Genomic DNA, 12,137 nt, shown 5'->3' on the forward strand with positions numbered 1-12,137 from the left:
GCTGTTAGAATTGCGGTCTAAAAAGTATCAGAGTTCAAGGACAGGATAATGCTTAAAAAAACACAACTATGTGGCATAACCATTGCTTTGCTCGCATCAACTTCTACATGGGCAGCAGATTAAACCATCACTCTCAATGATGGTCGCCAAGTTATTCTGCATGATAACTTTACTTGGCAATATAAACCCCAAGCTCAAAATCCAGCCGCTGAGCCTAATCTCCAGGCAACAACCGCCATTCCAGTTATCGCAACCGCTGCAATCCCAGTGATTAAAGAATCAAAAGGTGTTGAAGTTAAACTGGGCAACGATAAGCCTATTCAACAACTCAGTGACAGCGGCTTAGACGTACGATTAACTACGGCACAGTACACCAATGGAACACTGACTATTCCCACCATGCTAACCAACCAAAATTCAAAGTCAGTGGTAAATGTCACTCTGAATGTCCGCTTAAGTGATAGTAACGGCCAAACAATAGCAAAGGACGATTTCACAATATGGCGCTCAATTAACCGCATGCCTGATACTTATTTTCGACCTAAAACACAACGCGAAGGAAAAGCGATTACTTTCACTGTTCCTAAAGCCGAACATTATTTTATTGATGCTAAAATCACAGACGTTGATATGAGATAACAACATAAAGAAGCTCAAATTATCAAATATATTTGAGCTTCTTTATCCATCATATCACTATTAATTACTCTTCAGTCTGTACATATACTCACCTCAGCTATCACACCAAAATGATCTGATACCACATCATAAAAATCACCATTAAAAATGACTTGATGTTGGGGTACGATAACGGGCTGATTTGCAAAAATATAATCTAATCGTAGAGCTTGGTTATTTTGTTGCCAGCCATCAATATTTTTCACCACCGTGGTACCGTTATCTTTACTTTGAGCTAATACAAAGCAATCATACAGGTTACAATGTAACGCATAGTCGTAGCCTTGATCACGAATATGGCTTGGATTATTAAAATCGCCTAATAAACAGCTTAATCGTGATGATAGCGTTGCTGTAATACGGTTTAAATGATCTTCAAACGGACTTTCTTGATCATTCCACCACCCGCAATGACAATTATAAAAATCAATGTGCTGGTGCTGATAAGCGACTGTAATACGTACAGCTCGGCGATGTTTCCAGTCACTTTCATCATAGTTATCGTTCAAATCAATCACACGGCGCTCAACAATCGGCAACCGCGTTAAAAAAGCTAATCCTTCTTGGTAAACCTCATAACTTTGATGAACAAAATCCCACGTTAACTGGTAATGATGTCCTAATTGAGCCAATTTTTGTTGTAATAAATAGCCATAATTATCCTTTCGCACAGGATGATTACTTAATATTTGATCACTAATAATGTCACTTAGTGAATGCTGATTAACCTCTTGTAAGGCAATCACATCACACCCTTGCTCAATAATAGCTTGTGCAACAATATCTAACTTTTGATATTGATCTTCTTCTTGCCAACTGTGGGTATTTAAGGTCAATAACTTCATAAATCATTCACTTATCGATACGATATGAGATAAAAAAGCGCAGCAATAATCTTCTGCGCTTATCGATAATATCCAGTCTCTGGGCAAGTATTATGCTATAGCAAACTTATCCACTAATCCTGATTTGATTACATCAACGCCTGGGCCATAAATCGCTTGTACCCCTTGATCTTTAATCACCAGTCCTAATGCTCCAGTTGATTTCCATAGCGTATAATTAGCCACTAATGCAGGATCTTTTACCGTAATACGTAGACGCGTCATACAAGCATCAACCTCAGCAATATTGTCACGACCACCTAAATTTTGAATGATAATTTCCAGTTTGTCGTCTTGTGACATCCCTTCTGCTTTTTCATCAATGTAATTACCTGCGCGCCCTGGTGTTGGTAGATTAAATTTCACAATTAATAAGCGGAATAAAGCATAGTTAATCGCAAAGAACGCAATACACACCATCACAAAGCTAATTAAATCACCGCCAATCCCTGCAGAAATCATCATCGGAACACGTGTTATCAGTTCAATAAGGCCAAATGCATGTACACGTAAATCAATCAAGTCCACCAGTGCAAAGGCCAAGCCTGTTAACACTGCATGAGCAACATAAAGTACTGGCGCAACAAACATAAACATAAACTCAATCGGCTCTGTCACACCTGTTAGCAATACCGCAAGACAAGCAGAGAAGAACATCGGTTTATATTGCAGACGTTTATCACTATCCACACAGTGATACATTGCTAGACCAATACCAATTAAAGAAGATGCAGCAATGATCACTTGCCCTGCTTTAAAACGTGCTGGATGAACAGTATCTAATAAATGCTGATAAGTAGTAGGATCGGTCAGTTTAAGGTTATTTAAATCACTCACCCACGCGAGCCATAATGGATCTTGACCGTATACGCTTGAACCTGCACTTGGCCCTGTTAATAACTGATATGCGCCACCTAGCTCGGTGTAGTTCATTGGAATAGTTAACGTATGGTGCAGGCCAAAAGGCAATAATAAACGCTCTAAAGTACCGTAAACAAACGGAGCAATAATCGGTGCGCTGTCTTTTGAACTTGCAATCCATTGACCGAAATCGTTAAGCGCACCTTGTACTAATGGCCATACGACAGCTAAACCAAACGCAATGATCACTGAATACACAATCACCATAAACGGCACAAAACGTTTACCATTAAAGAAAGCTAACGCTTCTGGTAATCGAGAAAAATCATAATAACGGTTATATAAATTAGCACCTAAGTAACCAGATATAATGCCAATAAATACTCCCATGTTCAGTGCTGGCGCGCCAAGAATAGTCGTAAAAAATTGAGAAACAGGCAGTTCAGTACTAAACAAGCTCATTACTGTCGCATGAGGATCGGTCATCATCGCGCCATTCACGCCAAAAATAACCCCAGTGGTACGGTTGATCAGTATAAATGCAATCACCGCAGCAAATGCACCACCTGCACGCTCTTTTGCCCATGAACCACCAATTGCCACCGCAAATAGAAGATGAAGGTTAACAATCACCCCCCAACCAATATTTTCCATAATATGGCCAAGGGTTTCGAGTGCACCGATTCCTCCCGCATACATGGCAACCACTTTACCCAATGAAATCATAATACCGGCAGCTGGCATTACGGCGATAACAACGATCAGTGACTTTCCAAATCGTTGCCAAAAATCAAACGATAGCAATTTACTCATAACTATTTCCTTGACTGAGACGGCAGGTTTACGTCATCAATGACCTGCCATAAACACAATTAATGTTTTTTTACAAACACGTAAGCGGCATAAGCAGGCGCAATATGTGTGGTTGTGAAATCTGTTCGCGTGGCTTCATTGTTCGGAGTCTGGTTATCGAGTACTAATTCCCCGAGTTGGTCGCTATCAAGATCAACCACTACCTCTCTATCACTTAAATTAGTGATAATGGTCCAGGTGTGATCTGAACTGCTGCGTTGATAGGCATAAATATTGGTGTCATTATCAAGCAACAATTGATAGCGACCGACAATCAAACTGTGGTTATTTTTTCGAAGTGCGATTAGCTGTTTATAAAACTGTAAAATGGAAGACGGATCATGCAATTGTTGTTCAACATTAATATCACTGTAATTAGGATTTACTGCTAACCACGGCGTGACTTCTGAAAAGCCAGCAAACGACGTATTATTCCATTGCATTGGTAAGCGGCTGTGATCACGCGAGATTTGGTTTAGTAAAGTCAAAATCTGCGCATCGGTTTGTCCTTGCTGCTGTAATTTAATGATCAAGTTTTTGGCTGATACATCATTAAACTCAGCTAGTGATGTAAACTGATGATTTACCATGCCAATCTCTTGGCCTTGATAAATAAACGGCGTGCCTTTCATTAGAAAATAACAAGCGGCTAATGCTGTTGCGCTACCATACCAATGGTTAACATTGGCAAAGGTATTAATACTGCGCGCTTGATCATGATTTTCTAGGTATAACGCATTCCAACCTTTGCCTTCTAATGCATTTTGCCAACGGGTTAGAATTTGCTTAAATTCCACTAAATCAAACTGATCACGTGATTGTTCTTCAGCCCACAGTTTCATGTGTTCAAACTGGAAGATCATATTAAAAATACCGCCTTTATCGGTGGCAGTAGCTTCAGCAACCCAAGTCAATGCATCTTGAGCCTCGACACCATTTGCTTCACCCACAGTGACAATATCAAATGGTGCAAAAGCTTGATCACGCAATTCATAAAGGTGCTGCTCAATACCATCAACATTCATGTGATAATCAAAAGAAGACACATGATCTAATCGCTTAGGGTTAGGTAATGACGGTAGACCAGGTTGTTTTTGAATATGGCTGATCGCATCGACACGAAATCCATCAATACCGCGCGCTAACCACCAATGGATCATCGAAAACAGCGCTTGCTTAACTTCAGGATTTTGCCAATTAAGATCCGGTTGTTTTTTAGAAAAAAGATGTAAGTAGTATTGCGCCGTATCAGCATCATATTGCCATGCACTGCCATGGAAAATACTTTCCCAGTTATTAGGCTCTGGTGTTGGTTTTTCAGCCGTTGCTTCACAACCATCACGCCAAATGTACCAATCACGTTTAGGGCTAGTTTTGCTCTGACGAGATTCAATAAACCACGGGTGCTCATCGCTTGTATGGTTAATCACTAAATCCATAATGATACGAATGCCACGCGCATGAGCAGCACTGATCAAGCGATCAACATCAACAAGGTTACCAAAATCAGGATGAATCGCTTGATAGTCACTAATGTCGTAACCATTATCATCGTTAGGTGATTGATAAAATGGACAAATCCATACTAAATCAATCCCTAACTCAACCAGATAATCAAGCTTGGCAATGATCCCTGCAATATCACCAATTCCATCTTGATTACTGTCATAGAAACTGCGTGGATAAATTTGATAAGCCGTGGCGGCCTTCCACCATATTAATGGCGATGGTGGTACATTATTGGAGTGATTCATCCCTTTAACCTTAGAGAATGTACAATGCATTCTTTGCGTGTGTTACCGATAACACACACGATAAGATCGAAGCTAAAAACATGCAAAATCTTTTTAAATAAACTGAGAGCTTTCTCTGATTTTTATCTCAAATTGACCTTCACAGCTGCTGAAATCACGTTTGATTAGCTTCTTAACCGCTTGGTAACCCATCTGATAATAATTAAAACTAACACTGGTTAAACTCGGTACTAACAAGTCGCTATAGTCATAATCACCAATACCTACCACCCAAATATCATGACCAATTTTCAATTGTTGTTGCTTTGCTAACCGGTATAAACGAATGGCAATATTATCCGTCGCGCAAAAATACACGTGCTGAGGTTGTAACTGAATATCTTGGTAGGCTTGCTTTTGCTCGGAATCTGTTATGGATTGTAGATAACACGACAAATGAGGCGCAGTAGCTGCAATAGTGGTTTGAATTAACTGGGTTCGACTTGATAACATTCGCTGATCATAAATATAATCAATCGCAACCACAGGGGCCTGCTGTTGCTGAAGTTGAGTCAGAGTTTGTGTAACTAATGCGGAAATTGCAGCGTGTTCTGGATAATATAAACAGCAGCGTTGCTGGCTCTCTTTACCAATAAATATTAAATTTTCTAATCCTTGATAAAAAGGTTCGACGACACTGTGTTTTGAAGCAATAACAATGGTACCCAATGCGTTCAAACCGTTAAATTCGCTAACCGCTTGACGTTCTGATTCATGGCTAAACCCTGTTGCATGAAACAGCATACGCGCATTCGATTCATTTGCTGCCGCTAGTGCACCTTTAATCACTAAACTGGTGGTATAAGATTCAATTCTTGGTGCGATAAAACCAATAATATTTGATTGGCTACGAATTGATCGCGCAAATTTATTGGGGGTATAGTGATTTTCTTTTACGATCGCATCAATTTTAATACGATTTTCTTCTGACACATAGCCACCATTAAAATAACGTGACACTGTCATTTTTGAAATTCCAAGCTGCTTTGAAATATCAGCCATAGTCATTTTTTGCGTCATAAAAACTGTATTACTCTATCAATATCATTATTCACAGTATCCAATATATCTGCCTCCAACACAGTAACTAAATGACATACAGCGCCTATTATCCTTCACTCCACAGTCTATAGCGGGCTCTAACCCTACCACTACCAACAAAAAACCCTCAGAAACACAACAAAATTGAAACTTTTTTTCAAAAATACAACGTATGTATAAATTTTAACATTTTTAGTACAGTATTTTAAAATAAGCATTTTATTACTAGTGTTAATTGATCAAAAATAGAGAAAATCAGTCGTTATGGTGATAAAGACAGATTAATTTATTAACTGATAACCAACTAAAAATCGCACAACTAACCACTTTTTCACCATAAAAAATAATTAAATATTATATATCATGCAGTTATCTTTTGTTACACTAGCAACCAGAGTGATTACAATTCATTAACGCAAATTCGGTGCTATCAGCAGTTATTTAACGTTCTCAATTGATTTGTATAAGTAAACTGTTTCATGGAGGAAAAAATGAAAATAATCCGCAGTAAGAAGATGATAATAATTCTTCTTACCTTACTTGTAACATTGCTTATGGTGGCTCTTTTTGCCAGCAGTAATATGGTGCTGTTCGATTCTAAAGGCATCATTGGCGAAGCACAGTCATCACTGATCATTACTTCAGTACTACTGATGGCAATTATTATTGTGCCCGTTTTATTTATGTCGATTTACTTTCCTTATAAATATCGTCATAGCAATAAAGAAGCGGAATACACTCCAGAATGGGAGCATTCCACTAAAATAGAAGTCATTGTCTGGACCGTACCATGCTTGATCGTATTAGCATTAGGATGGATCACTTATCAAACTTCTTATTCTCTCGATCCAAGAAAAGAGATCGTTTCGAATAAAGAACCATTAACGATTCAAGTCGTTGCTATGAATTGGAAATGGCTTTTCATTTATCCAGAACAACAAATTGCAACAGTGAATGAAATAGCCCTTCCCGTTAACCGTCCCGTTAAATTCTTAGTCACATCAGATACCGCCATGAATTCCTTTTTTATTCCTCAGCTCGGTAGTCAAGTTTACGCAATGGCCGGCATGGAAAACCGTTTAAACCTCATGGCACAACAAGAAGGGTCTTACCGCGGTATTTCAGCAAATTACAGTGGTTATGGCTTTGCCAACATGCGCTTTAAAGCTCATGCAGTAAGTGATGCCGATTTTGACCAATGGATACAGAAAGTAAAAACCTCTGAGCAAGTTCTAAATAACAACACTTATGACCAACTTACAGCTAATGCTAAAGAGCAGATAAAGGCACCGCATCCGGTGACCTATTTTGCCTCTGTCGCACCGTTGAAATTTAAAGATATTATTGAAAAGCATGCAGGAGTCCAAAATGGCTTATAAAGGAGATGTATACGCCGAAGCGGATCCAATTTTCGGCAAATTAAATTGGGATGTCATTCCTTTTACCGATCCAGTTGTTTTCCCCGTTATGATGGCTGTTGTCATTGGTGGATTAGCACTACTTGGCTTGATTACTTATCAAAGAAAGTGGCACTACCTATGGAGCGAATGGTTTACCTCTGTCGATCATAAAAAAATAGGTATTATGTACATCATTGTCTCAATGGTGATGCTTGTACGTGGTTTCTCTGACGCAATACTGATGCGCTCCCAACAAGCAGCTTCAACTATTGATGCCAGTTATCTACCACCAGAACACTACGACCAAGTCTTCACAGCCCACGGCGTGATCATGATTTTCTTCGTTGCAATGCCATTCGTGGTGGGGTTAATGAATATTATTGTGCCATTACAGATTGGTGCCCGTGATGTAGCCTTCCCATTTTTGAACTCCCTGAGTTTTTGGCTATTTGTTGTCGGTGTTATTCTGATTAACATGTCACTGTTTATTGGTGAGTTTGCCGCAACAGGTTGGTTAGCTTACCCGCCACTTTCTGGAATGGATGCCAATCCTTGGGTCGGAGTTGATTATTGGTTATGGTCACTGCAAATATCAGGTATTGGTACGCTATTAACTGGTATTAACTTTGTTGTTACCATCCTTCGTATGCGTGCACCTGGCATGAAGATGATGCAAATGCCAGTATTTACATGGACATCACTATGTGCCAACGCACTGATCGTCCTTGCTTTCCCTATTTTAACTGTCACCCTAACCTTACTCACCCTCGATCGTTACGTCGGTACCCATTTCTTTACCACTGATATGGGTGGTAACCAAATGATGTACGTCAACCTGATTTGGGCATGGGGTCACCCTGAAGTTTATATTTTAGTATTACCCGCTTTTGGTATTTTTTCTGAAATAACCGCAACTTTCTCTCGTAAACGCTTGTTTGGTTACACATCATTAGTGTGGGCAACAATGGTAATTATGGTGTTGTCGTTTATCGTTTGGCTGCATCACTTCTTTACCATGGGCGCAGGAGCAAGTGTTAACGCCTTCTTTGGTATTGCAACCATGATTATCTCAATTCCAACTGGGGTTAAAATCTTCAACTGGTTATTTACCATGTATAAAGGCCGAGTCGAATTCAGTGCCAGTATGTGGTGGACGATTGCGTTTTTGATCACCTTTACCATTGGTGGTATGACAGGGGTAATGCTAGCAATACCTGCGGCCAACTTTGTACTACATAACAGCCTATTCGTTATTGCCCACTTCCATAACGTAATTATTGGTGGTGCGTTATTTGGCTACTTTGCTGGTTTAACTTACTGGTTCCCTAAAGCAACTGGATTCACCCTTGATGAACGTCTAGGTAAGATTTCATGTGCACTTTGGACCGTCGGTTTCTTCGTTGCCTTTATGCCAGTATATGTGCTTGGCTTTAACGGCATGACCCGTCGCCTTAATGTTGCAGATAACCCAGAGTGGGCACCTTACTTATGGGTGGCAGCATTTGGTGTGTGTATTGTTGCGGCAGGTATCGCTGTTCAATTCTACCAAATCTACGTCAGTATTCGTGATCGTAAGAAGAATGTAGATCTCACTGGTGACCCATGGAATGGCCGTACATTGGAATGGGCTACATCGTCCCCGCCTCCGTTCTATAACTTTGCTTTATTACCAAAAATTCATGATCGTGATGAACACCATTACGCGAAAGAGCATGGTTTAGCCTACCAAGAGCCTGAGCGTTATAAGCGCATCCATATGCCAAAAAATACTTGGGCGGGTGTGGTTATCAGTCTGTTCTCATTGATGTTTGGTTTTGCTTTTATCTGGCATATCTGGTGGATGGTGATTGTCGGCACCGTGGGTATGATTGCGTCTTGGATCATTTATAGCTTCCAACGCACTAAAGATTACTATGTTGAAGTTGCTGAAATTGAAGCTATTGAACGTAAGCATTTAGCCAAAGTTCGCGGTGAGAAGACATTTGAAAACGAAGATGGTGAAGATGATGATGATTTCAATCCATCAGGTCTAAATCCAGCAGATTCAATAGCATAAGGGACGAGAGCAGTTATGACTACAGACGTAAAAGATACACTTAACCTCAATGTCCCTGCTCAGTCTCATGACGGTCATGATCTCGATGATCATGACCATCATGACTACGCTGGTGATACCATTTTCGGCTTTTGGATTTACATCCTCAGTGACTGTTTATTATTCGGTACATTATTTGCCGTTTATGCGGTTTACTCCAACAGTTTCGCCGGCTTAATTGAGCCTAAGGAACTGTTTAATTTAACTTTTGTATTGGCAGAAACGGCGTTACTACTGTTTAGTAGTTTTACCTTTGGCATGGCAATGTTAAAGGCTAACCATGAAGATATGAAAGGCATGCTCAAATGGTTAGGCATTACTTTCATGCTCGGTTTCTCATTCTTAATCATGGAGCTATATGAGTTCTACCATTTCAGCAATGAAGGTGCGACATTCCATAGCAGCGCATACTGGTCTGCATTTTATGGCCTAGTTGCAACTCACGGATTACACGTATTTGCTGGTTTAGTATGGATGATTGTGCTGTTCTTCCACTTTAAACGTGATGGTTTCTCTGAGGACAACAAAACGCGCTTAGCCTGCTTGAGTCTATTCTGGCACTTCTTAGATATTATCTGGATCTGTGTGTTTAGTGTTGTTTACTTAATGGGAGTATTGTAATGAGCAATTCAACTAACCAACACGCAACTGAACATGGCCAAGGCGGCCAAGCCCATGGCAGTGTTAAAGAATATGTTCGAGGACTGATATTCTCGATTATTTTAACCATTGTTCCTTTTGCAATGGTAATGGCTGGCGTTGGTTCAACCCAGTTCATTATTGGTGTGATCATGGTATTAGCCGTGGCACAAATCCTGGTACAACTGGTGTTCTTCCTTCATATGAACACCTCATCAGAACAAATGTGGAATACGTCATCTGCCGTATTCGTGGTCGTCATTGTTTCTATTATTCTTATTGGCTCTTTGTGGATCATGGATCACTTAAACCACAACATGCTAATGGGTCATTGATCAGGGATGTTCTATGATTAAACCTTATCTTAAACTCACTAAACCGGGCATCATCGGTGGCAACTTAGTTGCCGCCGTGGGTGGCGTTCTACTTGCATCTCAAGGCAACATTAATTGGTTATTACTACTCGCAGTATGCGTTGGTACAACCTTAATTGTCGCTTCTGGGTGTGTATTCAATAATGTCATCGATATTGATATCGACAAGTTAATGAAACGTACCTGTGAGCGTGAATTGGTCAAAAAAGTGGTGCCTGTCTCTCATGCTTTAATGTGGGCGACAGCATTATGCCTAGCGGGGTTTTTTACCCTTTATCAATATACATCTGTGGTCGCTTTTGAATTTGGTGTACTTGGATTTGTGGTTTACGTCGGCTTTTATAGCCTCTATTTCAAACGTAAATCTATTCATGGCACTTTAATTGGTGGCTTATCTGGTGCGTGTCCACCTGTTATTGGCTATTGTGCTGTTACTGGCCAGTTTGATGCTGGTGCAGCGGTATTATTCATCACTTTTTGTTTATGGCAGATTCCACATTCATATGCGATTGCAATCTATCGTTTCGAAGATTACAAAGCCGCATCAATTCCAGTGTTACCGGTTGAAGTGGGGATTGCGCGAGCACGTCACCATATCATCGGTTACATTATTGCCTTTGCAATGGCGGCATTTACCCTTACTTACCTTGGTTACGCTGGCAGTTGGTATGCATTAGGTATGGGACTGGTGAGTTTACATTGGCTCTATATTGCTAAAGTAGGCTATCAAAAAGTGCCTAATGCTCAATGGGGTAAGAAAATGCTGTTAAGCTCTATTTTTAACATCATGGTCTTTTGCACCTTAATTTCTCTGGATTTTTCATCTGAAACTCTCGAGAAAAATTACCAAGTAAATGCGCTTCCTGCAGTGATAATGGAGCCGCATTCATGACCAAAAACCCAACTAAAATGGTGCTTCTCGTTGGAGCACTATTTCTTGCCACACTGATGGGATGCTATGTCTATAACACCACTACCCCTGTTGGTGAAAATGTAAAGCCACTTAAAGATCTTGGTGGCCCTTTTGAGCTTAATAGTTTAAATGGCACTGTTAGCCTTGATCAATATAAAGGCAATATCGTGGTGCTTTATTTTGGTTTTTTAAACTGCGCTGAAGTATGCCCTTCTTCAATGGGGGTTCTATCTGCGGCTTTATCACGCCTATCACCACAAACCTATGACCATGTGCGCGGGCTATTCATTAGTGTCGATCCTGAACGTGATGATTTAGTGTCTTTAAATCAGTTTGCTAAATATTTTGACGATCATGTTGTCGGCGTGACAGGTACACAACAACAAATTGATGCATTAACCAAACAATATGGGGTCTATTTTGACATTGTCGATATGGAATCATCGGAATTAAGCTACACCGTTGATCACTCTTCACGGTTCTACATTATTGATGAAGCAGGCACATTAGTTGGTGCGATGAGCCATAACACCACCCCCACAGAACTCGCTGCAGGTATTGAGCGTGTTTACGCCAAATCAATTGCTAAACAATAGGAGATATAATA

General features: G+C 40.1%; 11 protein-coding genes. 7 read left to right on the forward strand and 4 right to left on the reverse strand.

The annotated features are described in order from the left end of the window. Window positions 1-126: 126 nt before the first annotated feature. Window positions 127-639, forward strand: coding sequence for a DUF3157 family protein (locus BTN98_RS15320; protein WP_268875311.1), 513 nt, complete (start codon window positions 127-129; stop codon window positions 637-639). A 71-nt stretch (window positions 640-710) separates the two neighbouring features. On the opposite strand, the gene BTN98_RS15325 is transcribed toward BTN98_RS15320, so the two are convergent. The 4 genes from BTN98_RS15325 to BTN98_RS15340 all read right to left on the reverse strand — a co-directional run bounded on the left by BTN98_RS15325 (window position 711) and on the right by BTN98_RS15340 (window position 6,088). Beyond that, window positions 711-1,523: an endonuclease/exonuclease/phosphatase family protein gene (locus BTN98_RS15325; RefSeq protein ID WP_060999401.1), complete on the reverse strand. Its 813-nt coding sequence runs from the start codon at window positions 1,521-1,523 to the stop codon at window positions 711-713. Between the two features lie 90 nt (window positions 1,524-1,613). Then, window positions 1,614-3,236 carry a PTS transporter subunit IIBC gene (locus tag BTN98_RS15330; protein ID WP_060999403.1) on the reverse strand — a complete coding sequence of 541 codons (1,623 nt, stop codon included), beginning with the start codon at window positions 3,234-3,236 and terminating at the stop codon, window positions 1,614-1,616. 59 nt (window positions 3,237-3,295) lie between these two features. Beyond that, the gene (locus tag BTN98_RS15335; RefSeq protein ID WP_060999405.1) at window positions 3,296-5,029 is read right to left on the reverse strand and encodes a glycoside hydrolase family 13 protein; all 1,734 of its coding nucleotides are present in this window, start codon (window positions 5,027-5,029) and stop codon (window positions 3,296-3,298) included. 93 nt (window positions 5,030-5,122) lie between these two features. Then, complete coding sequence (locus BTN98_RS15340; RefSeq protein WP_060999407.1) at window positions 5,123-6,088, reverse strand: LacI family DNA-binding transcriptional regulator; 966 nt, start codon at window positions 6,086-6,088, stop codon at window positions 5,123-5,125. A gap of 512 nt (window positions 6,089-6,600) precedes the next feature. On the opposite strand from BTN98_RS15340, the gene cyoA reads away from it, so the two are divergent. From cyoA to BTN98_RS15370, 6 genes are read left to right on the forward strand one after another with little or no spacing between them, the layout of a single operon-like run. Further along, the gene (gene cyoA, locus BTN98_RS15345) at window positions 6,601-7,488 is read left to right on the forward strand and encodes a ubiquinol oxidase subunit II (protein ID WP_060999409.1); all 888 of its coding nucleotides are present in this window, start codon (window positions 6,601-6,603) and stop codon (window positions 7,486-7,488) included. Continuing rightward, the gene (cyoB, locus tag BTN98_RS15350) at window positions 7,478-9,565 is read left to right on the forward strand and encodes a cytochrome o ubiquinol oxidase subunit I (RefSeq protein ID WP_060999411.1); all 2,088 of its coding nucleotides are present in this window, start codon (window positions 7,478-7,480) and stop codon (window positions 9,563-9,565) included. The genes cyoA and cyoB overlap by 11 nt, the downstream gene beginning before the upstream one ends. Window positions 9,566-9,580: 15 nt before the next feature. Further along, on the forward strand, window positions 9,581-10,225 hold the full coding sequence (gene cyoC, locus BTN98_RS15355) for a cytochrome o ubiquinol oxidase subunit III (protein WP_060999413.1): 645 nt from the start codon (window positions 9,581-9,583) through the stop codon (window positions 10,223-10,225). Beyond that, a complete protein-coding gene (gene cyoD, locus BTN98_RS15360; protein ID WP_060999415.1) occupies window positions 10,225-10,578 on the forward strand; it encodes a cytochrome o ubiquinol oxidase subunit IV in 354 nt (117 codons plus the stop codon). Before cyoC ends, cyoD begins: the two co-directional genes overlap by 1 nt. A 13-nt stretch (window positions 10,579-10,591) precedes the next feature. After that, window positions 10,592-11,509: a heme o synthase gene (gene cyoE, locus BTN98_RS15365; RefSeq protein WP_060999417.1), complete on the forward strand. Its 918-nt coding sequence runs from the start codon at window positions 10,592-10,594 to the stop codon at window positions 11,507-11,509. Beyond that, window positions 11,506-12,126, forward strand: a complete 621-nt coding sequence (locus BTN98_RS15370) for an SCO family protein (protein WP_060999419.1) — start codon at window positions 11,506-11,508, stop codon at window positions 12,124-12,126. The genes cyoE and BTN98_RS15370 overlap by 4 nt, the downstream gene beginning before the upstream one ends. Window positions 12,127-12,137: the final 11 nt, after the last annotated feature.

It is taken from the genome of Photobacterium aquimaris, from assembly GCF_002954455.1.
Classification (GTDB): Bacteria; Pseudomonadota; Gammaproteobacteria; order Enterobacterales; family Vibrionaceae; genus Photobacterium; species Photobacterium aquimaris.

Bases quoted from the DNA above. Each gene is read 5' to 3' on its own strand.
- BTN98_RS15340 (WP_060999407.1), bottom strand. From the start codon at position 6,088: ATGACGCAAAAAATGACTATGGCTGATATTTCAAAGCAGCTTGGAATT.
- cyoE (WP_060999417.1), top strand. From the start codon at position 10,592: ATGATTAAACCTTATCTTAAACTCACTAAACCGGGCATCATCGGTGGC.
- BTN98_RS15330 (WP_060999403.1), bottom strand. From the start codon at position 3,236: ATGAGTAAATTGCTATCGTTTGATTTTTGGCAACGATTTGGAAAGTCA.
- BTN98_RS15370 (WP_060999419.1), top strand. From the start codon at position 11,506: ATGACCAAAAACCCAACTAAAATGGTGCTTCTCGTTGGAGCACTATTT.
- BTN98_RS15325 (WP_060999401.1), bottom strand. From the start codon at position 1,523: ATGAAGTTATTGACCTTAAATACCCACAGTTGGCAAGAAGAAGATCAA.
- cyoB (WP_060999411.1), top strand. From the start codon at position 7,478: ATGGCTTATAAAGGAGATGTATACGCCGAAGCGGATCCAATTTTCGGC.
- BTN98_RS15335 (WP_060999405.1), bottom strand. From the start codon at position 5,029: ATGAATCACTCCAATAATGTACCACCATCGCCATTAATATGGTGGAAG.
- cyoD (WP_060999415.1), top strand. From the start codon at position 10,225: ATGAGCAATTCAACTAACCAACACGCAACTGAACATGGCCAAGGCGGC.
- cyoC (WP_060999413.1), top strand. From the start codon at position 9,581: ATGACTACAGACGTAAAAGATACACTTAACCTCAATGTCCCTGCTCAG.
- cyoA (WP_060999409.1), top strand. From the start codon at position 6,601: ATGAAAATAATCCGCAGTAAGAAGATGATAATAATTCTTCTTACCTTA.